Consider the following 21,979-nt stretch of genomic DNA (forward strand, 5'->3'; position numbering starts at 1 on the left):
GGACGTCTCGCTCGTCCGCGTGCACCTGCGCGTCAGCGTACCAGGCCCGCGCTCGACGACGCGCAGGCCGTCGGGGACGTCGGCACCACCTTCCTCTGCAGAGCCAGGCCGACACCGCTCAGCGTCAGGACAAAGGCGAGCATCTGTCGCGATCCGATCGTCTCATGGAGCACCAGCGCAGCCGCGGCCGTGCCGATAATCGGCACCAACAGCATGCCCGTGGTCGCCATGCCTGTCGGCAGCCGGCGTAGGGCGGCCTGCCAGCTGAGGTAGCAGAGTGCGAGCGGGCCGATCGCCATGTAGCTGATGCCGGCTAGGCTCGGCAGGCTCAGGCCCTTGATGTCGGACGCCTCGGTGAACAGGCTGATCAGCGTCATCGTAAGGCAGCCGAGCCCGACCTGCCACGCGGTGAGGGCGATCGGCGGTAAGCCGATCGGCCTTCGCTCAAGGATCGTTCCCAACGCAAACAGGATGGCCGCGGCCAGGGCGAGGGCGATGCCGGGCGCCTTCCGAAGGATCAGACCGGTTCCGGTGCCGTCGACGAGGACGCAGATACCGAGGATGCCGAGTGCGAGGGCCGCGAACCCGCGCTGGTCCGGACGCTCGCCGCGCAGAACCCAGGCGAGAAGCACGGCCCAGACCGGCATCGAGTACGCCAGGAGCGCCCCCTCCGGCACGGTGAGCCATCTCAGGGACAGACCGGTGAAACCCATCCAGGCGAAGACGTTGATCGCGGCGGCGAGACCGAGCCGTCCGAAAAGTGCGCGCGGCACCGTCAGGCGCTCACCGCGCCCGTAGGCGAGAAGGCCCAGTCCGGAGGCCGCGATGAGACCGGCGACGCCCCGCGCGAACAGCGGCGGCCAGTCTTGAGAGACCAGCTTGAGCACCGGCCAGTTGAGGCCCCAGCCCGTCGCGGTGGCGAGGAGGAAGAGCCGTCCGGCCTGCGTGCGTGTCACGCGAGGGAGTCGCACGAGATCCGGGCTCCCTACTTCCCCACGAAGGCCTTCTCGATCACGTAGTGGGCCGCCTCGCCGTGGTTGCCCTCCTCGTAGCCGCGGGAGGTCAGGAGCTCCCGGGTGTCGCGGATCATGTCGGGGCTGCCGCACAGCATGAAGCGGTCGTTCTCGATCGACATCTCCGGCAGGCCGGTATCCTCGAACAGCTTGCCCGAGACCATCAGGTCTGTGATCCGGCCGTGGTTGCGGAACGGCTCCCGGGTCACGGTCGGGTAGTAGACCAGCTGGTTCGAGATCATCTCGCCCAGGAATTCGTGCTTCGGCAGCGTCTCCGTGATGGTCTCGCCGTAGGCGAGTTCCTGCACCTGCCGGCAGCCATGGACCAGCACGACCTTCTCGAACCGGTCGTAGGTCTCCGGGTCCTTGATGATCGACAGGAACGGCGCCAGCCCCGTGCCGGTGCCTAGCAGGTAGAGGTGCCGGCCCGGCAGCAGGTTATCGAGCACCAGCGTGCCGGTGGGCTTCTTGCCGACGATGATCGGGTCGCCGACCTTGAGATGCTGGAGTTTTGAGGTCAGCGGCCCGTTCTGGACCTTGATTGAGAAGAACTCCAGCTCCTCCTCATAATTGGCCGAGACGACCGAATAGGCGCGCAGGAGCGGCCGCCCCTCGACCTCCAGGCCGATCATGGTGAACTCGCCGTTGCGGAAGCGGAACGCCGGATCGCGGGTCGTGCGGAACGAGAACAGGTTGTCGGTCCAGTGATGGACCGAGAGGACGCGCTCCTCATGAAACTTGCTCATGGCTTTTTCTTCCTGACTCAGGCGACCGCCGGATCCGCATTCCCGAACGCTTCGAGCAGCTTGCCGTCGCGGCCGTCCCACGCCGCCGCGTCGCCGGCCGGCTCGGTCTTCTCAGTGATGTTGGGCCAGAGGTCGGCGTACTTGGCGTTGAAAGCCTTCCAGCCTGCCGTTCCCGGCTCCTTATCGGCCTTAATGGCATCGGCCGGGCACTCCGGCTCGCACACGCCACAGTCGATGCACTCGTCCGGATTGATCACCAGCATGGTGTCACCGACGTAGAAGCAGTCGACCGGACAGACCTCGACGCAGTCGGTGTACTTGCAGCGAATGCAGTTCTCGGTGACGACGTAGGTCATGGCTTCACCCGTTAGCGCGGAGCTTAGAGCAGCGCGGCGAGATCCTGGCCCTCGACATCGATGGCCAGGCCCTTCATCGCATCGGCGCTGACCTCCCCGCCCATCGCGCGGATGCTCTCCTCGCGGATCAGCGACATCAGCCCCCGGCGCAGGCCAAGGAACTCGGAGGACAGGGTCAGGGCCGGCTGTCGCGGGCGGGGCAGCGGCACGACGATCTCGGCCTTGATGCTCCCGGGACGGGCGGTCATTACGTAGACGCGGTCGGAGAGGAAGATTGCCTCGTCGATGTCGTGGGTCACAAACAGCACCGAGATCTTCAGGCGCTGCCACATGTTGGTGAGGATCTGCTGCATGATCAGCCGGGTCTGCGCGTCGAGGGCGCCGAACGGCTCGTCGAGCAGGAGGATGCGCGGACCGGTGGCCAGTGCGCGCACGATGCCGACCCGCTGCTTCATCCCGCCGGACAGTCGGTCGGGGTAGTGGTTCTCGAACGGCGTGAGACCGGCGAGGCCGAGGAGCGTGCGGGCCTGACGCTCGCGCTCGCCCCGCCGAAGCCCTTTCATCTTCAGGCCAAACTCGACGTTTTCGCGCACCGTCTTCCACGGGAAGAGTGAGTACTGCTGGAAGATCATGCCCCGGTCCGCGCTCGGCCCCGAGATCGCCTCGCCGTCGACGGTCACCTGTCCCGACGATGGCGTGAGAAAACCGGCCAGGGCGTTGAGCAGCGTCGACTTTCCGCAACCGGATGGGCCAATGATCGATATGAACTCGCCGGGCTGCACCGTGAGTGACGTATTCGAGACGGCCTCGACGGCGCCTTCCATCGACTCGTACCGCAGGCAGAAGTCGCGGACCTCGATCAGGCCTCGGCTCGGCTCGGGCATGGCAGGCTCCTCGATTGATGGGGACGGGCATCCGCCTCGTGGGGCACCGCCCCGCGGAAGGCGGCGGGACCGTCGGGTGTCCTACCGGGAGGCGGCCCAGGGCATGACGAGGCGGCCGATGAGCCGGATCGCGAAGCTCGAGCCGAGCCCGAGCAGCCCGATCGTGATCATGCCGAGCGCGATGTCCGGGTACTGGACCAGGGAGTAGGCCTCCCAGGTGAAGTAGCCGATGCCGAACTGGCCGGAGATCATCTCGGCGGCGATCAGCGAGACCCAGGCCACGCCCATGCCGACCGTCAGCCCGGTGAAGATCTGCGGCAACGAGGCTGGCAGGTAGACCTCGCGGAACACCGCTACTTCCCTGGCTCCGAGACACCGGGCGGCACGCACCAGCACCGGGTCGACCTGCACCATGCCCTGGAGGGTGTTGATCAGGATCGGGAAGAACGAGCCGAGGAAGGTGATGAAGATGATTGATCCCTCGTTCGTCGGCCAGAGCATGATCGCCATCGGAACCCAGGCGATGGCCGGGATCGGCCGCAGCACCTCGCAGATCGGGAAGGCAATCTCGCGCAGGAGGTGATAGCGGCCCATGAGGAGACCGAGCGGGACTGCGACACCGCCGGCCAGGAGAAAGCCAAACAGGATCCGGCGGCAGGAGATGAGCACGTGGTCGCCGAAGACCGGGTTGTGCAGAGCGATCACCGCCCGGCCCACGACGTCCATCGGCGTGGGTATGTTCAGGAACCGCACGTAGAGGGTGACGCGGTTGGCAGTCAGATACTGCCAGAGGGCGACGAACAGGATGAGCGACGCGAGCCCGATCAGCGCGGCGCGGAACTCACCATGGTGCAGGCGAAGCCAGCGGCGGGTGCGGCCGGTTGTGGGTTGGGCAGACGCGGACGGCGGCGCGAGGGTCGCCGTTCGCGGCGGCTCGGGCTCGGCGGTGGACCGGAGGGCGACAGCTTCCATGAGGGTTTAGCCTCCCGTCACAGCGGCCTTGAGGGCCTCGTCGTAGGGCATCACCTTGCCGCCGCCCTGAGCCGCGGTTTCGGCATCCTGCTTCAGCAGGAAGGGCGCGATGCCGCCCTTGCTGTCGACCACGTAGAAGGCCTCGCGGGCGAACAGCTTGATGCCGCGGGCGGTGTCGAAGACGTAGGCGACGTCGACCGGCTGCCCCTTGGTCTTCATCTCGTTCAGCGCGCCGAGCGTGCAGGCGGTGGTGGAATAGGGCTGTATCGCGCCGCCTTTCACCCAGATCTCGCCGGCCTTACGCGGCTCGGTGATCGTCTTCTTGCAAAACGTGTCCTCGCCGCTCACCTCGTAGTTGGTGGTGCTCGCGCGCTGCTGCTCGTAGTCGAGACCGCGCTCGGCGAAGACCTTGCGCAGATACGCGTCGTCGACCCACGGGCCGACGTCGAACGCCTTGATCCGGTCGAGCTTCTGCAGAACCTTCACGTCCTCGCGTGCGGCGTCGATCAGCTGCGGCTTGATCGTGGGATCGATGGTCATGATGCCACCGGGCCCGAGGAAGATGTAGACCACCTCCTTGTCGGTGCCGGTCCACGTCGCGATCTGCTCGGCGGCGCGCTTCGGGTCTGCCTTGACCCAGGCGTCGGCGTCGAGCACCGCCTTGACGTAGGCCTCGACGATTTCGGGGTATTGCTTGGCGAAATCGGTGCGCACGACGACACCGTGCCAGGTCGGCAGCTTGGTCTCGACACCGTCGAACACCTTACGGGCGAAGCCGCGGAACGGCAGCAGCTCGGCGAAGGGGACGAAATCGGCGTGCGCGTCGATCTTCTTCTCCTGAAGGTTGGTCGAACCGACCTCCGGGCTCTGGCTCACCAGGCGGAAGTAGGTGGCCGGGTAGCCCTTGTCCTGCAGCGCCTTCAGAACCATTCCGTGGGCAGCTGAGCCGAAGGGCACGCTGACAACCTTTCCCTTCAGGTCCTCGAAGGAGAAGTATTCGGAGTCCTTGTTGACGACGATGCCATTGCCGGAACCGTAGAGGTTGTACGCCGCGACCGCGATCAGCTGCGACTTGCTCTCGGGATTGTTCTGGAAGGTGGCGCCGTTGACGACCAACGGGTAATCGCCCATGGCGCCGAACTGAAGCTTGCCGGCCATCATGCCGTTTGTGACCGGCGGCCCAGAGGTGAAGTTCTGCCAGTCGAGCTGGATGGTCTTGTCGGCGTACTTCCCGGTCCTGGGCAGGTACTTCTCGAGCAGCTTGAGCTGTCGGATAACCACCCCCACGGTCGCGGTGTTGGTCGTCGTGTCCTGCGTGCCAATGCCGACAGTCAGGGTCTCTGCGCGGGCCGGCGTACCGATCCCGGTGCCGGTGATTGCGAGAAGTGCGAGAGCGGATACCGATCCGAGCCCGGGGAACCGTCTTGCCATCGCCCGCTCCGTCATGTCGGTCCGATGCCGCAAGGACATCGCGGGCATGATCGGACCCGGCGACGAGTTCGATCAAACACTGAGAGCGCGCGCAGGTCGATTAGTTGCGCAAAAAGGTTGTGTCGGCCCGGATGTGCTGTCGATTTGAGCGGGAAGCTTCAGATTTAAGCGCATTCCTCGCCGCCACGCAGCTGCGCTAGGATCTCAGGGCGCAGCACGACGATCTGCATGCGCCGTGTCGCGACGACCCCTTGCTCCGAAAGGCGCTTCAGGCTGATCGTTACCCATTGCCGGGTGGCGCCGACCATGTGGGCGAGGTCGGCGTGGGTAAAGGTCGCCGCGATTACGGTCCCGTCCTCCTCCGGCACGCCGTAGAGATCGCACAGGTGCAGGATGAGATGGGCGAGACGCTCCGTGATCGAGCGAGTCCCGAGCATCTGGGCTAGGGTCGAGTAGCAGCGGCCCTTGAAGGTCAGGCCGTCGATGACCCCGATCGCCAGCGTCGGGATCTGCGTCACGAGCTGCTTGAGCGCCTTGCCCGGCAGGTGCAGCACACTGGAATTGCTCGCCGCCATGCCCGACCACTTGTGAAGGCCGGTGCCAAACACGTCGGGCCCGCCGACGAAGTTGCCGGGGTACCAGTAAGCCAGCGTGATCTCGCGACCGGAAGGCGCCGCGTAGAAGACCCGGATGCGGCCGCTCTCGACGATCCAGATCCCGTCGTTCGGCGTCTCCTGCGTGAACAGGGTCGCGCCGCGGTAGAGCACACGGCGTCGCCCCTTCTCCACGACGAGGGCAAGCTCGCGTTCGGTCAATCCGTCGAGCAGCGGGCGCTGGCCGGCGCCAGTCCTGGGTGCCGCATCGGACAGCAGAAGGGCGTTCGCTTGGGTGTGCAGCCCCGCCGGGGCCTGAGACGGGCGTATCGGCGCCGTGGTCTGCATTGCCATCTCCTGCGTCTTGCAGGGATGTCGCCGCAAACCCTGTACCAGCTCTAAACTGTCCCAGCTCGCATGTGGCATCCGGCTGCCGGCGAGCCGTCTGTGGACGCGATACGGCGCCCCCCCGGATGGGAGAGGTGCCGCATCGAACCGACGTCAGTTGGATCAGTCAGGGGCGTCCCTGGCAGCGCCCGATGGCCCATTGGATGAGCTTGCGGACGTCGGGATCGGGATCGTTGGAGGACGCCTCAAGGGCAGCGAGACCGCGTGGGTCGGCGATCTCGCCGAGGGCCGCGGCGGATTCCTTGCGCAGGTTACTCACCTCCGAAGCCAATGCGCCCCCCAGAACGTCGACGGCGGCCGAGGCTTTGATCCGGCCCAGAGCGTTGGCGGCTTTGATACGGACCTGCCAGACGGGATCATCCATCGCCGTGATCAGGGGGGGCGTCGCCTCGGGCAGCCGGATTTTGGCGCACGAGACCGCTGCCTCCTCGCGCACCTGCCAGTTGTCGTCAGACAGGCCGGCGATCAACGTGGAGACGCCCGGGCCGCCGGGGCGCAGGAAGACCAGCGCCGCCATCGTCGCGCGCCGGACGGTCGGGTCGGGATCGCCGGCGGTGGCGATCAGCGCGGGCAGCGCCTCCTCGGCCTTGAGGTAGCCGATGACGCCGAGGCCCTCGCGGCGAACCTCGGGCGCCGAACTCTGGAGCGCCTTCAATGCGGCCGACAGGGCGTCCGGCAGGACGAGCTCGCGCAGCGCCCGCAGGGCGGACGCCTGCACGAAGGGGTCGGCGTGTTCGGCGCGCTCGATCAGCAGTGGGCCGCAGGTCGGCTCCTTCTTCTCGGCGAGGGTGTCGGCGGCGGTGCGCCGCACGGCCTCGTCGGCGTCTTCCAGGGAGCGCACCAGGCCCTCGACGACGTCCGCGCCGTCGTGCTCGTCCAGGGCCCTGGCGGCGGCCGCACGAACGGTGGCGTCCGGGTCGCCGAGACCCTTCAGGAGCAGGATTTTCGCCTCGGGGCCGACAGCCTCGGCGAGCTCCATCATCGCGACGCGCCGGACGACCGCATCGGCGCTGGCGCAGCGCTCGGCCACGTCATCCAGGTCGTCGTCGAAGGAATCGAATACGGGGCTCATGGTCGGCCTCAGCGCAGCAGGTACGGGATGTTGACCTTGACTGCGTTCGTCGGGCAGTCGACCTCGCACGGCATGCAGTACCAGCACTCGTCGTACTTCATGTAGGCCTTCTGCCGCGTCTCATCGATCGCGAGGATGTCGAGCGGGCAGACGTCGACGCAGACGCGGCAGCCCTTCTCGGCGATGCACTTCTCGTCGTCGATGACGACCGCGGCGCTGCTGGCCTGATTGATGATCGGCATGGATCGATCTCCGGTTCGTGGGGGGCTATTCGGCAGCGGCTGGCGTCTTGATACGGAGCTGGTGGTAGGCGCTCATCTCCTCGGCGGCGACCGGCACGATGAACGGGTCGACCGCGCGCTTGGCGTGGGCCATCTGGCCCTGACCATCCTTGAACAGCACGGTGTGGCAATTCCAGTTCGCGTCGTCGGTCTCGGGGTGATCGACGCGCAGGTGATAGAAGCCCCACCGGCTCTCGGTGCGGTAGAGCGAGGCCGCGGCCGCCATGTCGGCGCAGTCGAGGATCGTCTGCATCTCCAGCGCCCGGTGCAGCTCGTGCGGGTCGCGGGCGCAAAGCAGGTCGAGGTCCTCGCGGATCTCGGCGAAGCGGCGCTGTCCGAGTTCCATCTTGGCCGTCACCTTCGGCGGCTCGAGGTAGTCGTTGACCAGGCGGCGCGTCTTGAACTCCATCTCATGCGGGGTGAGGCCATCGTCGCGCCGGGTCGGCGCCAGGACCCGTTCGCGCTCGGCAGCGATATCGGCCTCGTCGTGGTCCGCCAGCGCGTTCGCCGAGCAGTACGCGGCAGCATCGGCGCCGGCGATGCCGCCGTTCACGAAGGCACCAAGCATGTAGTTGTGCGGCACGCTCGCCATGTCGCCGACGGCGTAGAGGCCCGGGACCGTGGTGCGGGCAAATTCGTCGACGAAGACGCCAGAGGCCGAGTGGCCGGAGCAGAAGCCGATCTCGGAGATGTGCATTTCCACGGGGCGCCTCCGGTAATTGGTGCCGCGCCGCTCGTGGAAGCGCCCGCGTGAGGGCCGCTCGTTCGAGTGCAGGATGGTTTCGATCTCCGAGATCGTCTCCTCGCGCAGATGGTCCATCTTGAGGAAGACCGGGCCATTGCCCCCCTGCAGCTCACGCCAGAACTCCAGCATCATCTGGCCCGACCAGTAATCGCACTCGATGAAGCGCTCACCGCGATTGTTCGCCGTGTATCCGCCGAACGGGCCGGTGACGTAGGCGCAGGACGGCCCGTTATAGTCCTTGATCAGCGGGTTGATCTGGTAGCATTCGAGGTTCGCGAGCTGCGCGCCCGCATGGTAGGCCATCGCGTAGCCGTCGCCGCAATTGGCCGCGTTCTCGTAGGTGCCGAACAGGTAGCCCGAGGCAGGCAGGCCGAGTCGCCCGGCCGCTCCGCAGGCGAGGATCACCGCCTTGGCCTTCACCACGAGGAACTCGGAGGTGCGCGTGTTGACGCCGATGGCGCCGGCGATCCGACCGTCCGGACCCTTGAGCAGCCGGGTCGCCATGTAGCGGTTGGTGACGCCGACCTGAAGGCGGCGGAGCTGCCGGTAGAGGACCTTCTTGACGTTGTGCCCCTCGGGCATCGGCAGCACGTAGGTCCCCATGTGGTGGACCTTGCGCATGTTGTACTCGCCCGACCCGTCCTTCTCGAACTTGACTCCGAGCTTGTCGAGGTACTGGATCATCGGGAAGGAGCCCTGCGCGTAGGCCATCACCGCCTTCTGGTTGACGATGCCGTCGTTGGCGACGGTGATCTCCTTCACGTACTGCTCGGGCGTGGCGTAGCCCGGCACGACGGCGTTGTTGAGTCCGTCCATGCCCATGCTGATCGCGCCCGAGCGCTTGACGTTCGCCTTCTCCATCAGGACGACGCGGAGCTTTGGGTCGGCCTCCTTGGCCTTGATGGCGGCCATCGGGCCGCCGGTGCCGCCGCCGATTACCAGGATGTCGGTCTCGAGGATCTCGGTCTTCGTCGAGGATTCGAAGGCGCTCATGGTAAGGTCTCGCGTCAGCGGAGTGGCGGCGCTCGTGCGATCGCCGAGGAATCGGATCGGGGGTTCAGGCGGCCTGCGCCGCGGCTCGCGGGCTGTCGTCGGCCTCGGCCGCGAGGGCACGCAGGTAAGCCCAGGGGAAGATCCCGCGGGCGTGACCGTCGGTGAACGCGATATGGACGGCATAGCCGCCGATGGGTTCGACGCGGGTGACCGCGATGTCGGGGAAGGCGTCGGGGAAGCGGTCCGCGGCCCGATCGCGGGTGCACCACGCGCACCGGCAACGAAGACGCAGATGTTCAGCGGGCAGCGTCGCGGTCAGTCCGTCATGCCAAATCAGTCTGAGCGCGGTCCCGCCGCGTGAGAGGGTCGCGGCGTTGGGGATCGCCTCGGGATCGAACGGAGGCGGGCTCGGAAGCTCGATCGCGCGGTTTGCCATACGCTCCTCCTCTGATGCCTTCGTCACAGAAGCCCAGGAGCGGTTGGTCCGACAGCAATTAGTTGCCCGAAATTTCAGTCAGGCGGCAGCAGGAGATGCGCATCACTCGTACACGGTGCGCTCAACGGGGCGTTGCGTAAGCTGTTCGCGGCTCCGGGACCAGACCTAATGCCGCCGACGCCGCTTCAGATCGGCCGGCGGAAGGATCGATCATCCTGGGACCACGCGCCTCGACTTATCCGAGCTACGACCGACGCCTCAACCGACAAGCAGCCGTTCGGCTTCGCACCCATATCGGTCGCTGAGAGAGCCGTAACGCCGTCTCCAGAACGGACTTCCCAAGGGGATGCGCCGATCCTGGATCGCTGGCGCCATCCTTGCCTCGGGTGATGTGTCCGAAGCCGGAGTCGCATGCCATGACTGTCACCGATCATGCCCTCGCCTGGACACAGCTATTCGGGGAACTCGACCGGAGTGGCTTGGCGCTACACCTGCAGATCCGTCGGGCAGTTGTGACCGCCATCGAACGGGGGCTGTTCACCGCAGAGGCTCGGCTGCCTTCGACGCGCCAGTTGGCGGCTCTGCTCGGGGTCGCTCGCAACACCGTGGTGAACGCGTACCAGCAGCTCATCGACGAGGGTTTCCTGGTCGCTCACGAGCGCAGCGGGATTTTCCTGGCGCCGGATCTGACCGTCTCTGAGACACGCGGACCGACCCACGGACGAACCATCGCGTGGTCTCGGCGCTTCGCGGTCCGGCCGGCGCAGCTGCGGCAGATCACCAAGCCCCGGGACTGGCTCGACTATCCCTATCCCTTCCTATTCGGACAGTTCGATCCGTCCCTGTTCCCGGCCAACGACTGGCGCGAGAGCGTGCGGGCCGCCTCCGGGGTATCCGAGATCAACGCCTGGGCGGGCGATCTGATCGACGAGGACGACGCCGATCTCGTGGAGCAGCTCCGCCTGCAGGTGCTGCCGCGGCGGGGCATCTTCGCGAGCGCCGACGAGGTGATGGTCACCATCGGCTCGCAGCAGGCCCTCTCGCTGCTGATCCAGCTGCTGGTCGGCCGCGACACAGCGGCGGGCGTCGAGGACCCCAGCTATCCCGATACCCGCAACATGCTGACCCTCGCCACCGACGACCTCGCGACGCTCGCCATCGACCGGCACGGGGTCGTGCCCGATGCCGCCTTCGCCAGCCGGGACGTGGCGTTCGTCACTGTGGGGCATCAGTGCCCGACCACCGCGGTGATGCCGCTGGAGCGGCGCCGCGCCCTCCTCGAAGCCGCGCGGCGGCACGACGTCGTCCTGGTCGAGGACGATTACGAGGCCGACCTCGCGCTGGCGGACGAGATCCCGTCCCTCAAGAGCCTCGATACGGACGGCCGCGTGATCTATGTCGGCAGCTTCTCGAAGGTGCTCGCGCCGGGCCTGCGGGTCGGTTACGTGGTGGCGCCCCGGGCCGTGATCGCGGAGCTGCGCGTGCTGCGGCGGCTGATGCTGCGCCATCCGCCCTCGAACAATCAGCGCGCCACCGCGATGTTCGTGGCGCTCGGGCATTACCGCACGCATCTGCGCCGGACCGCCACCGTCCTGGAGGAGCGCGCCGTCCGGATCGCCGGCCTGCTGCCCCGCCTCCTGCCCGCGTTCCGCTGGCGGCGCGACCCGGGGGCCACGAGCTTCTGGGTGGAGGGGCCTGTCGGCCTCGATGCCCGGGATCTCAGCGTGCGCGCCCGCGCCCGCGGCGTCCTGATCGAGCCGGGCGACATCTTCTACGCCGATCCGGAGGCCGGCCGTGCCTGCTTCCGCCTGGGCTTCGCCTCGATCCGCACCGACCGGATCGAGGCGGGCCTCACCCGCCTCGCGGAACTGGTCACGCCGGCTGGAATCCCCATGTCACAGGGTATGCCCGAGCAAGTCTGAGACCGCCTGTACCACGCTCGTGACGGCGACGGTGCAGAGCAGCAGGATCGACAGGGCGCGATGCCCCCGTCCGGCACCGAGCCTGAGAAGCGCCTCGCCGAGCCGGCTGCCGGCGACGATGAGCGGAATGCCGACGATAACCGGGATCGCCAGAAAGACCCCGAAGAGCCCGGCGGTCGCGAGGCTGACGGCGCTGGCGATCGACGTCGCCAGGAAGAACACCAGCAGCGAGGCGCGCCCCTGTTGCGGCGAAAGCGGCGTTGCGAGGTAATAGGCGACCACGGGCGGACCCGGCATCGCCGCGAGCCCATTACACAGGCCGGCGGTGACCCCGACCGCCAGGGTCGCGCTGCCGCGCGGAAGCCCGGCGAAGCGAAAGCCGCGCAGGAGCGCGACGGTCCCGCAACCGCAGACCAGCGCGATGCCGAGCCGGGCGACGTCCGGGCTGGCCGCAGCCAGCGCGGCGACTCCGAGCGGTGATCCGATCGCCGTGCCGGCGACGAGCCAGCGGAGCGAGGGCCAATGGCAGGTTCGGCGCGCCCGCGGCAGGTCGGACAGGCTCGCGCAGAACTGGAGGGCGACCGCGAGCGGGACGCACTGGCTCGGTGGGAGCGAGAAGCCGAGCAGCGGCACGGCCGCCAGGGCGAAGCCGAAGCCCGTAAAGCCGCGGATCAGCGCCGCGGCGAAGATCGCGGCCGCGATCGCGATCAGGGATGCCGGCTCGGGCATCGGAAGAGTGGGAGGCACCGCCCTAACGCATGTCGACCACGATGGTCTTCTTGCGGGTGAAATGCTCCAGCATCGACTCCAGGGAGGCCTCCTTGCCGAGGCCCGACTTCTTGAAGCCGCCGTAGCTGAGATTCGGCTGGATCGTCAGGTTCTGATTGACCTGCACATAGCCCGCATCCAGCGCGTGCGACACCCGCAGCGCCCGGCGCAGGTCCCGGGTCCAGACCGTTGCGGCGAGGCCGAACGCGCCCGCATTCGCCGACTCCAGGACCGCCTCCTCGTCGGAGAACGGCACGATGCAGGCGACCGGACCGAAGATCTCGTCGCGCATGAGCGGGCTGTCCTCGGTCAGACCGGTGAACAGGACTGGCTCCACGAACAGGCCCTCGGCGAGATTCGGCGCGGCCGGCAGGCGCCCGCACCGCACGGCCCGCGCGCCCGGCGTGGCCTCGCCCTGGGCGATGTAATCCATGATCTTGGCACGCTGCCGGGCATTGATCACAGTGCCGATATCGGTGGCCTCGTCCAGGGGATCGCCCATCCGGAGGTTCGAGACGGCGGCGGCCAGACGCTCCACGAACCGGTCGTGCAGCTCAGCGTCGACGTAGATCCGGCTCGAGGCGGTGCAGCTCTGGCCCTGTCGGGTGAAGCGCATGCCAGCCACCGCGCCCGCGACGGCCCGGTCGAGGTCCGCATCCGCGAACACCAGCATCGGACTCTTGCCGCCGAGTTCCAGGCTCACTGGGATCAGCTTGTCGGCGGCCTCGCGGTAGATCGCCTCGCCCACCGCCTGCGAGCCCGTGAAGGTGACCTTGGCGACGTCCGGGTGCCGGACCAGCGGCGCTCCGCAGGCGGGACCGGTGCCGCAGATCACGTTGAGGACGCCGGGCGGCAGGAGATCGGCCAGGAGGCGCGCCGCCTCGATCGTCGCGAAGGGGGCCTCCTCGGACGCCTTCACCACCACGGTATTCCCGGCGACCAGGGCCGGTCCGATCTTGAGCGCCATCAGCACGAGGGGCACGTTCCAGGGCAGGACCGCCGCCACCACGCCCAGGGGCTCGCGGGTGGTCAGCGCGAGCATGTCCGGGCTGAACGGCAGCGTCTCGCCCTTCAATTCGGTGGCAAGACCGCCGAACATCGCGAGGATGTCGGCCGCGGTGGCGATCTCGGGGCGGCACTCGGTGCGGATCGCCTTGCCGGTCTCGGCGGCCAGCAGCGGGGCGAGATCCGGGGACGCCGCCGCGATCCGGCGCCCGCCCTCGGCCACCAGCCGCCCGCGCTCGCGGGCCGGCACCCGCGCCCAGGCCCGACCGGCGGCGCGGGCGGCCGCGACCGCGGCCTCGACATCCGCCGGGCCGGCCGCCGGCGCCGGGGCCAGGGCGTGCCCGGTGGCGGGATCGAGGACGGTCAGGCCGTCGCCGTCCACCGGGCCGACCAGCGCATTGCCGATCAGGTGGCGGCCGGCGAGGGCGGCGAGGAGATCGCGCACACCCCGGGGAAGGCGCGCCTGCCCGCACGTTTGGCTCTCGGGGGCGTTCGACATGGGCGACTCACTCGTGGCTCAGCTTTGGGCGTCCCGCCGTCGATAGGGGCGCCCCGTGCGTCGCGACAGGTCCAGCCGGCGGCGCGTGAGGGGGCCAGGGCGGGACCCGGCTGCCCTCAGGCCTTTCCCTTCCAGGGGACCAGCACGCGCTCGAGCTGGCGCAGGCCGACCTCGAACAGGGTGGCGAAAAGGCCGATCAGCAGGATCCCCATCACCACGACGTCGGTGCGCAGGAAGTTGGAGGCGTTGAGGACGAGCTGGCCGAGCCCGGCCTGGGCCGCCACCATCTCGGCGGCGACCAGGGTGGTCCAGCCCACGCCCATGCCGATCCGCAGACCGATCAGGATCTCCGGCAGCGCCGCCGGGAGCACCACGTAGCGCAGGACCTGCGCACGGCTCGCCCCGAGGGCGCGCGCCGCGTTGATCTGGTCGGCGGAGGCCGAGAGCACGCCGGAGCGGGTCGCCAGCGCCACCGGGGCGAAGCAGGCGAGGACGATCAGCAGGACTTTCGACAATTCGCCGATCCCGAACCAGATGATCATCAGCGGCAGGTAGGCGAGCGGCGGCAGGGGCCGGTAGAACTCGATCAGCGGGTCGAGGATGCCGCGGGCGATCCGGCTCGTCCCCATGGCCAGCCCGGCGGGGATGCCGAGCAAAGTGGCGAGCCCGAAGGCCCCGAGGACGCGCAGCAGGCTGTCGCGGACATGGATGCCGAGGGGGGCACCATCCAGATCGCCGTTCCAGGCCTGGCCGAGGGCCGACAAGACCGCCTCCGGCGGCGGCAGGAACAGCGGCTTGATCCAGCCGATATGGGTCGCGACCGCCCAGAGGCCGAGGCAGGCCAGTACGGTAGCGGTGCTGACGATCGGCACCAGCGCGCCGCTGCGGCGGGCCGGGCGCTTGGGACGGGCCCGCTGCGGTTCGGGCACGGCCGTCGCGTCGAGGGGCAGTCCGCTCATCGGGAGCCCCCGAGTGCTGGATCGGTCCGGTGATGGATGCGCGCGAGCACGCGCTCCCGCACGGCGATGAAGTCGGGATCCGACTTGACCGCCCGGGCCTCCCGCCCGGCCACGACCGCGCGCGAGAACGGCAGGTCGATCGTCTCGACGATGCGGCCAGGCCGCGGGCTCATGATCAGGAGTTTCGTGGCCAGGAACACCGCCTCCTCGACGTCGTGGGTGATGAAGAAGGCCATCTTGCCGGTCCGGTGCCAGATTCGAAGGATCAGCTCTTGGACCTGCTCGCGCGTGAACGCGTCGAGGGCGCCCAGGGGCTCGTCCATCAGCAGGGCGCGCGGGTCGGCGGCGAGCGCCCGGGCGATGCCGACCCGCTGCTGCATGCCCCCGGAGAGTTCGTAGACCTTCCGGTCGGCGAATTCGGCCAGTCCGACGAGGTCGAGCATCGCCTGGGCGATCCGGCGCCGCTCCGGGCGCGCGACGCCGCGCAGCTTGGGGCCGAACGCCACGTTCTCGGCCACGCTCAGCCAGGGCATCAGGGCGTGGCGCTGGAACACCACCCCCCGGTCGGCCCCCGGCCCCCGGATCGGCACGCCGTCGAGGAGGATGCTGCCCTCGGTCGGTTCGAGGAAGCCCGCGATCGCCGAGAGCAGGGTGGTCTTGCCACAGCCGGAGGCGCCGAGCGCGACCACGAACTCCCCGGGCCGGATCGTCAGGTTCACCTGCGAGAGGGCGACGATGCCGGCCTCGCCCTCCCCGTAATGGACGCTGACGTTGCGGATCTCGATCATGCCGCCCTCTGAAGCCGCCGCTTACTTCCGGGCCGCCGCGACGTAATCCCCGGTGACGAACCGGCCGTAATCCGGCGCCAGGGCCTGGACGCGGCCCTGCGCCTTCAGGAATTCGGCGGTCTCGGTCAGGGCCTTGGCGGCCCCACCGCCGAGCCAGGCCGGGGAGGCCTGCGCGTCGAGGGCCGGGAAGCGGTAGCTCGCGAGGCTCGCCGGCACCTCCGCGGGATCGGCGCCGGTGATCTTGGCCACCGCCTTCACCTTGGGCGAACCGGCGGCCCAGGGCTTGGCCCCGTAGGCGGTGTCCTCGGCGGCGATCAGCTTCACCAGGGTGACCAGGAAGTCCCGGTTCTGCGCAGCCCAGGCCCGGTCGACCACGAGGCCGTCGAAGGTCGCCTTGCCCTTGCGGGCGATGTCGCCGGCCGACATCACCACCGTGCCGGACTTCTTCACCCGGGCGAGGACCGGATCCCAGATGAAGGTCGCGTCGATGTCGCCGCGCTCCCAGGCGGCGGCAATCTCGGGCGGACGCATGTTGAGGATCGTCACGTCCTTCTGGCTCAGCCCGGCATCGGCCAGGGCGGCGATCAGCTGGTAGTGGGAGGTCGAGACGAATGGCACCGCGACGGTCTTGCCGCGCAGGTCGGACACGCTCTGGATGCCGGTGCCGTTGCGCGCCACGAGTTGCTCGGCGTCGGCAATCTCGTCGAGGATCCAGAAGAGCTGGATGTCGAGCCCCTGCGAGGCCGCCGCGGCGATCGGGCTCGAGCCCGCCTCGCCGATCTGAACGTTGCCCGACGCCATGGCGCGGATCACGTCGCCGCCGCCGCCAAACTTGCGCCAGGTCACCGTGTAGCCGGTAGCCTTCTCGATCGCCCCCGAGGCCATCAGGGCCCGGAACGGCACCACCATGTCCTGGTGGGCGAAGGTGACCGACTTCTCGGCGGCCCAGGCGGGGCCGGGCGCGAGGAGGCCCAGAACCAGGGGCGTCAGGGCGGTCAGGAGCGTGCGCACCACGGAGCGGCGCGGGTTCGATCGCGGCCTTACGCTGTCCATGTCCACACTCCCCCTTGAGCAAACCGGATCGAAGCGGCTCGGCTTGCGACAGGGTCCGACAAGGCAAGCCCCGTGCACAAGGGGCCAGACTCTGCCCAAATCGTCTCCGACTGGCTCCTCCGCCCCTTGGTGCGCCCCCCAACTGGATGCGTCTTTGGCCTCGCTCTGGATCTCGTCTGCCGGCCTGCCGCGGCGTTAGGTCAGCGCGAACGACGGCCGCCTGTGGGCGCGCAAGGGGAGCGCAATGCTATGAGTGAAGCGACGATTGAAGCCGAGCGCCACGCCCTGCTGGAACGCCTGTTCGCCGCCTTCAACCGCCACGACGCCGAGGGTGTCATGGCCTGCTTCACGCCGGGTGTCGTGTTCGACACCGCCGCCGGTCCGGAGGCGCACGGCCGCCGGCTGTCCGGCCAGTACGCGGTGCGGGCGGCCTTCGTGGCGGTCTGGACCGACATGCCGGATGTGGCCTGGACGGTGTCGCGCCACACGCTGGCGGGGGAGCGAGCGACATCGGAATGGCTGTTCACCGGCACCCGGGCCGATGGTGGCCGGGTCGCCGTGGAGGGGGTCGACCTTTTCGTGTTCGAGGGCCGGCTGATCGCCCGCAAGAGCGCCTTCCGCAAGGATCGCCCGGTCCAGGCGGCCTGAGGGAGGCGGAGCGTGAGTCTGACCCCCGATCCCGTCCCGCGCCCGACCGGCGCGCCCTACGATCCGACCTACGACCCGCTGACCGACGCCACCCCGGGGACGGACCGCGCCTACGCGCCGACCTACTGGGTGGCCACCGCAGGCCCGCCGCCGGCCGATGACGGCCCGATCACGGGGGACGTCGATGCGGACGTGGTGATCGTCGGCTCGGGCTTCACCGGCCTGTCCTGCGCCCTCAGCCTCGCCCGCGATCACGGCATCAAGGCTACCGTCTTGGAGGCCAACCGGGTCGCCTGGGGCTGCAGTACCCGCAACGGCGGCCAGGGTCAGAACGCTTCGGGCCGGCTCAGCCGCTCGCAATGGATCGCCCGCTACGGCCGCGAGACCGCGCTCCGCCTCCACGCCGAGATCCTGGAGGGCTTCAAGTATTTCACCGGCCTCGTGCGCGAGTTCGATCCCGATCCGCAGCCCGGCGGCCACATCTACGTCGCCCATCGGTCCCGAACCTTGGCCAAGCTTTCGGCCGAGTCCGAGGTCGCCAACTCGGTCTTCGGCTACCGCACCCGGATGCTGGGCGCGGACGAGCTGCGGCGCGACTGGATGGACGAGGCCGGGGCGGTCGGCGCGCTCCACGAACCGCTTGGGATCGGCATCCATCCGGGCAAGTTCGCCTTCGGTTACCTCCGGGCCGCACGGGCGGCCGGGGCCAAGGTCCACCCTTCCAGTCCGGTGCTCGGGATCGATCGCGACGGCGGCGGCTTCCGGGTGCGGACACCCCACGGGACCGTGCGGGCCCGCGCGGTCGCGATCGCCACGGGCGGCTATACCAGCCAGGGGCTGCACCCGCGCCTGCGCAGCCGGATCATGCCGATCCTGTCGAATTCTCTGGTCACGCGGCCGCTCACCGCCGACGAGATCGCCGCGACGCTGCGCACGACGACCTTCGTCACCGACACGCGCACCCTGCGGTTCTATTACCGCCGGCTGCCGGACGGCCGGGTGCAGATCGGCAGCCGCAGCGCGATCACCGGCGCGGACGCGACCCATCCACGCCACCTGCGCCTGCTGGTGGACGGCCTGCACCAGAAATTCCCGGTCCTCGAAGGCATCGGGATCGACTATTCGTGGTGGGGCTGGGTCGATGTCAGCCACGACATGATGCCCCGCATCGTCCAGCCCGAACCGGGCGAGCCCCTGTTCTATGCCATGGGCTACGGCGGCAACGGCGTCGCGTTCTCGGCCCAGGCCGGCCGCCGGCTCGCTGGGCTGGTCGCTGGGCGCAGGCCCGCGGGCCTGCCGATCTTCGAGGGAGCGCTCCCGGGCCACCCCTTCGCCCCGTTCCGGCGCATCGGGCAGCGGATGCTGTATCGCTGGTACCATCACCGCGACGAGGCGGCCTGAACCGGCCGCCGCCGGCGGACACGAAGAGGCCGTCCCGTGCGTTCGGGGCGGCCTCTTCGTATGGAGGTGGAGGACCGCGTGGCGTCAGGCGGCCTGGGCCCGGTCGAAATTCGGTGCCTCGATCTCGCCGACCCGGTGACAGGCGACGTAGTGGCCCGGGCCGGTCGCCAGCAGGGTAGGATCCTCGGCACGGCAGCGCTCGACCGCGAGCGGGCACCGCCCGGCGAAGCGGCAGCCGGCGGGCGGATCGATCGGGCTCGGCGGCTCGCCGCGCACGAGGTAGCGCGCCTTCAGGGCGTCCCGCGCGGGACCGGCCGGCACCGCCGCCGAGATCAGCGACCAGCTGTAGGGATGGCGCGGGGCGGAGAAGAATGTCCGCGTCGGCGCCTGCTCGACGATGCGGCCGAGATACATCACCGCGACCTCGTGGCAGAGGTGCTGCACGACGCCGAGGTCGTGCGAGATGAAGATGTAGGCGAGGCCGCGCTCGGCCTGGAGCTTGGCCAGGAGGTTGAGGATCTGCGCTTGGATCGCGACGTCGAGGGCCGACACCGCCTCGTCGCAGACAATGATGTCGGGCTCGGTCGCCAGCGCCCGGGCGATGCACAGGCGCTGGCGCTGCCCGCCCGAGAACTGGTGCGGGAACAGGCTCCGGGCCTCGGAGGGCAGGCCCACCGCGGCGAACAGTCCGTCGAGCCGCGCCGCCGCCCGCCTGCGCGAGAGCCCCTCCAGCAGCCGCAGCGGCTCGGCCACGAGATCCCCGGCGCAGCGCCGGGGATCGAGGGAGGCGAACGGGTCCTGAAACACCATCTGGATGTGGCGCCGCGCCTGCCGGAGCCGGGCGCCCCGGAGGCCGAGGATGTCGTCGCCGCGCAGGACCACCTGACCCGCGGTCGCCGGGACGAGGCGCATGATCCCCTGCGCCGTGGTCGACTTGCCGGAGCCGGATTCCCCGACGATGCCGAAGCTGGCGCCCCGGCGCACGACGAAGCTCACGCCATCGACCGCGTGGACGCGCCCGCCCCCCGGGACCGGGAAGTGGACCTTCAGATCGTTGACCTGCAGCAGGTCCGCCCCGGTCGGGAATGATGCGGCGTTCGTCGTCATGCGGCGCGGGTCTCCGGATGCCAGCAGGCCACCGCCCGGGACGGGCCAGCCTCGGCCAGGGGCGGCTGGAGATTGTCCAGGCAGGTGGCATCGGCCCGGCCGCAGCGGTCCGCGAAGGCGCAGATCGCCGGTCGCCGGCCGAGCGGCGGAACGAGGCCCGGGATCTCACGCAGCGGCCCCGTCCGCGCATCGGCCGCCGCGCCGAGGCGCAGATGCGGCGTGCAGCCCATTAGCCCCCGCGTGTAGGGATGCTGCGGCGCGCGCATCACCGACCGGGTGTCGCCCTGCTCGATACAGCGCCCGGCGTAGAGCACCGCCACGGTGTCGGCGATGTCGGCCACCGCGCCGAGGTCGTGGGTGATCAGCACGATGGCGGTGCCCATCTCGTCCTGCAGGGCCTTCAGCAGGTCGAAGACCTGCGCCTGGACGGTCACGTCGAGCGCCGTTGTGGGCTCGTCGGCGATCAGGAGCTTGGGCCGACAGGCCAGCGCCATGGCGATCATCACCCGCTGGCGCATGCCGCCGGAGAGTTCGTGCGGGTAGGCATGCAGGCGCCGTTCGGCCGCGGGGATCTGCACGGCCCTGAGCATCGCCAGCGCCCGCTCCAGCGCGGCGCGGCGCCCGAGCCGCTGGTGGAGCCGCAGCGCCTCGGCGATCTGGTCGCCCACCGTGTAGACTGGATTCAGGGCCGTCATCGGTTCCTGGAAGATCATCGACAGGGCGCTGCCGCGCAGGGCCCGCAGCCGGGCCGGCTTGGCGGTTGCGATATCCTCCCCGGCGAGCCGGATCCGGCCGCCGGCGCGGGCGAAGCCCTCCGGCAGCAGACCCATGATGGCCAGCGCCGTCATGCTCTTGCCGCAACCGGATTCGCCGACAAGCGCGACGGTGCGGCCGGCCTCGACGGAAAAGCTCAGCCGCTCTAGGACCGGCACGGGGCCGTCCGTCTGCGTCAGGGTGACGGTCAGATCCTCGACGGCGAGAACGGGGGCCATCGCTCAGCTCCGCTTGCGCAGGCGCGGATTGACCGCGTCGTTGACCGCGTCGCCCACGAGGCTGACCCCGAGGACCGCGAGGAAGATCGCCGCCCCGGGCAGCAGCACGGTCCACCACGCCTCCAGGGCGTAGGCGCGGTTCTGGCCGATCATCAGCCCCCAGCTCATCACGTTGGGGTCGCCCAGCCCGAGGAAGCTCAGGGCGCCCTCGAACAGCACGGCGGTGCCGATCGCCAGCGTCGCGGAGACCACGATCGGCGGCGCGGCGTTCGGCAGGATCACCCGGCCGATCAGGTAGAGCGGTCCGGCGCCGGCCGCCCGGGCCGCTTTGACGAAGTCGAGACCGCGCAGGCGCAGGAACTCGGCCCGGGTCAAACGGGCCGTGGGCGGCCAGGACACGATGCCGATCGCGATCGTGGTGATGGCGATCCTTTGGCCGAACAGGGTGACCAGAACCATCGCGAACAGCAGGGTCGGCAGCACCTGGAAGAACTCGGTGACCTTCATCAGCGCCGCGTCGACCCGGCCGCCGAAGAAGCCTGCGAGCGCCCCGAAGGTCACGCCGATCACCACGGTGATGAGGGCCGCCGAGAACCCGACCAGCAGGGTCGCGCGGCCGCCCTGGAGCAGAGCTGCGAGGATATCCTGGCCGAGGTAATCGGTACCCAGCACCGGGTCGCCCCCGGGGGGCTGGAACGGGGCGCCGACGATCTCGAACGGGTCGACCCCGTAGAGGTGCGGGCCCGCCAGCGCGGCGAACAGGAGGCCGATCAGGATGACGGAGCCCAGGAGCCCGCTCGGGTTGCGCAGGAACAGGCGCAGGGCGGCAAGGCCGGGATTCGCCGCGGGACGCGGCATCGGGGCCGCCGCCTCGGAACGCATCGGCTCGGGCCGCACCGCCGGCTCG

The 21,979-nt window shown here is 69.4% G+C and carries 22 protein-coding genes; 3 read left to right on the forward strand and 19 right to left on the reverse strand.

Going from position 1 to position 21,979, the window contains the following annotated elements; translation table 11 throughout:
* Nucleotides 1-32: 32 nt before the first annotated feature.
* From AC3IF1_RS16220 to AC3IF1_RS16270, 11 genes are all read right to left on the reverse strand, one after another.
* Nucleotides 33-956, reverse strand: a complete 924-nt coding sequence (locus AC3IF1_RS16220; protein ID WP_489218432.1) for a DMT family transporter — start codon at nt 954-956, stop codon at nt 33-35.
* A 29-nt stretch (nt 957-985) separates the two neighbouring features.
* A complete protein-coding gene (locus tag AC3IF1_RS16225; RefSeq protein WP_489218433.1) occupies nt 986-1,759 on the reverse strand; it encodes a ferredoxin--NADP reductase in 774 nt (257 codons plus the stop codon).
* Nucleotides 1,760-1,776: 17 nt separating this feature from the next.
* Nucleotides 1,777-2,115, reverse strand: a complete 339-nt coding sequence (gene fdxA, locus AC3IF1_RS16230) for a ferredoxin FdxA (RefSeq protein WP_489218434.1) — start codon at nt 2,113-2,115, stop codon at nt 1,777-1,779.
* A gap of 23 nt (nt 2,116-2,138) precedes the next feature.
* Nucleotides 2,139-2,999 carry an ABC transporter ATP-binding protein gene (locus AC3IF1_RS16235; protein ID WP_489218435.1) on the reverse strand — a complete coding sequence of 287 codons (861 nt, stop codon included), beginning with the start codon at nt 2,997-2,999 and terminating at the stop codon, nt 2,139-2,141.
* Nucleotides 3,000-3,080: 81 nt separating this feature from the next.
* A complete protein-coding gene (locus tag AC3IF1_RS16240) occupies nt 3,081-3,971 on the reverse strand; it encodes an ABC transporter permease (protein WP_489218436.1) in 891 nt (296 codons plus the stop codon).
* A 6-nt stretch (nt 3,972-3,977) separates the two neighbouring features.
* Nucleotides 3,978-5,402, reverse strand: a complete 1,425-nt coding sequence (locus AC3IF1_RS16245) for an ABC transporter substrate-binding protein (protein WP_489218437.1) — start codon at nt 5,400-5,402, stop codon at nt 3,978-3,980.
* Between the two features lie 164 nt (nt 5,403-5,566).
* Nucleotides 5,567-6,343: a Crp/Fnr family transcriptional regulator gene (locus AC3IF1_RS16250; RefSeq protein WP_243999550.1), complete on the reverse strand. Its 777-nt coding sequence runs from the start codon at nt 6,341-6,343 to the stop codon at nt 5,567-5,569.
* Between the two features lie 166 nt (nt 6,344-6,509).
* Nucleotides 6,510-7,475: a HEAT repeat domain-containing protein gene (locus AC3IF1_RS16255; RefSeq protein WP_489218438.1), complete on the reverse strand. Its 966-nt coding sequence runs from the start codon at nt 7,473-7,475 to the stop codon at nt 6,510-6,512.
* Between the two features lie 8 nt (nt 7,476-7,483).
* Nucleotides 7,484-7,717, reverse strand: a complete 234-nt coding sequence (locus tag AC3IF1_RS16260; RefSeq protein ID WP_149312599.1) for a 4Fe-4S dicluster domain-containing protein — start codon at nt 7,715-7,717, stop codon at nt 7,484-7,486.
* Between the two features lie 25 nt (nt 7,718-7,742).
* The gene (locus AC3IF1_RS16265) at nt 7,743-9,494 is read right to left on the reverse strand and encodes a fumarate reductase/succinate dehydrogenase flavoprotein subunit (protein ID WP_243999554.1); all 1,752 of its coding nucleotides are present in this window, start codon (nt 9,492-9,494) and stop codon (nt 7,743-7,745) included.
* Nucleotides 9,495-9,558: 64 nt separating this feature from the next.
* Nucleotides 9,559-9,930 (reverse strand): DUF971 domain-containing protein, encoded by a 372-nt coding sequence (locus AC3IF1_RS16270; protein ID WP_243999556.1) that lies wholly within the window; start codon nt 9,928-9,930, stop codon nt 9,559-9,561.
* A gap of 416 nt (nt 9,931-10,346) precedes the next feature.
* On the opposite strand from AC3IF1_RS16270, the gene AC3IF1_RS16275 reads away from it, so the two are divergent.
* Entirely contained in the window at nt 10,347-11,852 is a 1,506-nt protein-coding gene (locus tag AC3IF1_RS16275; RefSeq protein ID WP_489218440.1) for an aminotransferase-like domain-containing protein, read from the forward strand.
* On the opposite strand, the gene AC3IF1_RS16280 is transcribed toward AC3IF1_RS16275, so the two are convergent.
* The 5 genes from AC3IF1_RS16280 to tauA form a co-directional block, all read right to left on the reverse strand.
* Nucleotides 11,826-12,581: a sulfite exporter TauE/SafE family protein gene (locus AC3IF1_RS16280; RefSeq protein ID WP_279574530.1), complete on the reverse strand. Its 756-nt coding sequence runs from the start codon at nt 12,579-12,581 to the stop codon at nt 11,826-11,828. The genes AC3IF1_RS16275 and AC3IF1_RS16280 overlap by 27 nt on opposite strands.
* Before the next feature lie 22 nt (nt 12,582-12,603).
* Nucleotides 12,604-14,124, reverse strand: a complete 1,521-nt coding sequence (locus tag AC3IF1_RS16285) for an aldehyde dehydrogenase family protein (RefSeq protein ID WP_489218441.1) — start codon at nt 14,122-14,124, stop codon at nt 12,604-12,606.
* A 116-nt stretch (nt 14,125-14,240) separates the two neighbouring features.
* Nucleotides 14,241-15,083, reverse strand: coding sequence for an ABC transporter permease subunit (locus AC3IF1_RS16290; RefSeq protein WP_243999563.1), 843 nt, complete (start codon nt 15,081-15,083; stop codon nt 14,241-14,243).
* The gene (locus AC3IF1_RS16295) at nt 15,080-15,871 is read right to left on the reverse strand and encodes a taurine ABC transporter ATP-binding protein (RefSeq protein WP_243999564.1); all 792 of its coding nucleotides are present in this window, start codon (nt 15,869-15,871) and stop codon (nt 15,080-15,082) included. Before AC3IF1_RS16295 ends, AC3IF1_RS16290 begins: the two co-directional genes overlap by 4 nt.
* Nucleotides 15,872-15,892: 21 nt before the next feature.
* Nucleotides 15,893-16,924 carry a taurine ABC transporter substrate-binding protein gene (gene tauA, locus AC3IF1_RS16300; protein WP_489218442.1) on the reverse strand — a complete coding sequence of 344 codons (1,032 nt, stop codon included), beginning with the start codon at nt 16,922-16,924 and terminating at the stop codon, nt 15,893-15,895.
* Nucleotides 16,925-17,173: 249 nt separating this feature from the next.
* Between tauA and AC3IF1_RS16305 the strand changes: the two genes are divergently transcribed.
* Complete coding sequence (locus tag AC3IF1_RS16305) at nt 17,174-17,572, forward strand: nuclear transport factor 2 family protein (RefSeq protein WP_489218443.1); 399 nt, start codon at nt 17,174-17,176, stop codon at nt 17,570-17,572.
* 12 nt (nt 17,573-17,584) lie between these two features.
* Complete coding sequence (locus tag AC3IF1_RS16310) at nt 17,585-18,973, forward strand: NAD(P)/FAD-dependent oxidoreductase (RefSeq protein WP_243999571.1); 1,389 nt, start codon at nt 17,585-17,587, stop codon at nt 18,971-18,973.
* A gap of 84 nt (nt 18,974-19,057) precedes the next feature.
* Here the strand turns inward: AC3IF1_RS16310 and AC3IF1_RS16315 are convergent, their stop codons facing one another.
* From AC3IF1_RS16315 to AC3IF1_RS16325, 3 genes are read right to left on the reverse strand one after another with little or no spacing between them, the layout of a single operon-like run.
* Nucleotides 19,058-20,080 (reverse strand): ABC transporter ATP-binding protein, encoded by a 1,023-nt coding sequence (locus tag AC3IF1_RS16315; protein WP_489218444.1) that lies wholly within the window; start codon nt 20,078-20,080, stop codon nt 19,058-19,060.
* Complete coding sequence (locus AC3IF1_RS16320; RefSeq protein WP_489218445.1) at nt 20,077-21,072, reverse strand: ABC transporter ATP-binding protein; 996 nt, start codon at nt 21,070-21,072, stop codon at nt 20,077-20,079. Before AC3IF1_RS16320 ends, AC3IF1_RS16315 begins: the two co-directional genes overlap by 4 nt.
* Nucleotides 21,073-21,075: 3 nt before the next feature.
* Nucleotides 21,076-21,954: an ABC transporter permease gene (locus AC3IF1_RS16325; protein ID WP_489220398.1), complete on the reverse strand. Its 879-nt coding sequence runs from the start codon at nt 21,952-21,954 to the stop codon at nt 21,076-21,078.
* Nucleotides 21,955-21,979: the final 25 nt, after the last annotated feature.

Source organism: Methylobacterium sp. E-012, from assembly GCF_057836545.1.

Coding starts and splice junctions, on each gene's coding strand:
- AC3IF1_RS16295 (WP_243999564.1), bottom strand. CDS start 15,871: ATGATCGAGATCCGCAACGTCAGCGTCCATTACGGGGAGGGCGAGGCC.
- AC3IF1_RS16250 (WP_243999550.1), bottom strand. CDS start 6,343: ATGCAGACCACGGCGCCGATACGCCCGTCTCAGGCCCCGGCGGGGCTG.
- AC3IF1_RS16325 (WP_489220398.1), bottom strand. CDS start 21,954: ATGCGTTCCGAGGCGGCGGCCCCGATGCCGCGTCCCGCGGCGAATCCC.
- AC3IF1_RS16255 (WP_489218438.1), bottom strand. CDS start 7,475: ATGAGCCCCGTATTCGATTCCTTCGACGACGACCTGGATGACGTGGCC.
- AC3IF1_RS16240 (WP_489218436.1), bottom strand. CDS start 3,971: ATGGAAGCTGTCGCCCTCCGGTCCACCGCCGAGCCCGAGCCGCCGCGA.
- AC3IF1_RS16315 (WP_489218444.1), bottom strand. CDS start 20,080: ATGACGACGAACGCCGCATCATTCCCGACCGGGGCGGACCTGCTGCAG.
- AC3IF1_RS16290 (WP_243999563.1), bottom strand. CDS start 15,083: ATGAGCGGACTGCCCCTCGACGCGACGGCCGTGCCCGAACCGCAGCGG.
- AC3IF1_RS16270 (WP_243999556.1), bottom strand. CDS start 9,930: ATGGCAAACCGCGCGATCGAGCTTCCGAGCCCGCCTCCGTTCGATCCC.
- AC3IF1_RS16265 (WP_243999554.1), bottom strand. CDS start 9,494: ATGAGCGCCTTCGAATCCTCGACGAAGACCGAGATCCTCGAGACCGAC.
- AC3IF1_RS16320 (WP_489218445.1), bottom strand. CDS start 21,072: ATGGCCCCCGTTCTCGCCGTCGAGGATCTGACCGTCACCCTGACGCAG.
- AC3IF1_RS16285 (WP_489218441.1), bottom strand. CDS start 14,124: ATGTCGAACGCCCCCGAGAGCCAAACGTGCGGGCAGGCGCGCCTTCCC.
- AC3IF1_RS16245 (WP_489218437.1), bottom strand. CDS start 5,402: ATGGCAAGACGGTTCCCCGGGCTCGGATCGGTATCCGCTCTCGCACTT.
- tauA (WP_489218442.1), bottom strand. CDS start 16,924: ATGGACAGCGTAAGGCCGCGATCGAACCCGCGCCGCTCCGTGGTGCGC.
- AC3IF1_RS16280 (WP_279574530.1), bottom strand. CDS start 12,581: ATGCCCGAGCCGGCATCCCTGATCGCGATCGCGGCCGCGATCTTCGCC.
- fdxA (WP_489218434.1), bottom strand. CDS start 2,115: ATGACCTACGTCGTCACCGAGAACTGCATTCGCTGCAAGTACACCGAC.
- AC3IF1_RS16235 (WP_489218435.1), bottom strand. CDS start 2,999: ATGCCCGAGCCGAGCCGAGGCCTGATCGAGGTCCGCGACTTCTGCCTG.
- AC3IF1_RS16260 (WP_149312599.1), bottom strand. CDS start 7,717: ATGCCGATCATCAATCAGGCCAGCAGCGCCGCGGTCGTCATCGACGAC.
- AC3IF1_RS16275 (WP_489218440.1), top strand. CDS start 10,347: ATGACTGTCACCGATCATGCCCTCGCCTGGACACAGCTATTCGGGGAA.
- AC3IF1_RS16225 (WP_489218433.1), bottom strand. CDS start 1,759: ATGAGCAAGTTTCATGAGGAGCGCGTCCTCTCGGTCCATCACTGGACC.
- AC3IF1_RS16305 (WP_489218443.1), top strand. CDS start 17,174: ATGAGTGAAGCGACGATTGAAGCCGAGCGCCACGCCCTGCTGGAACGC.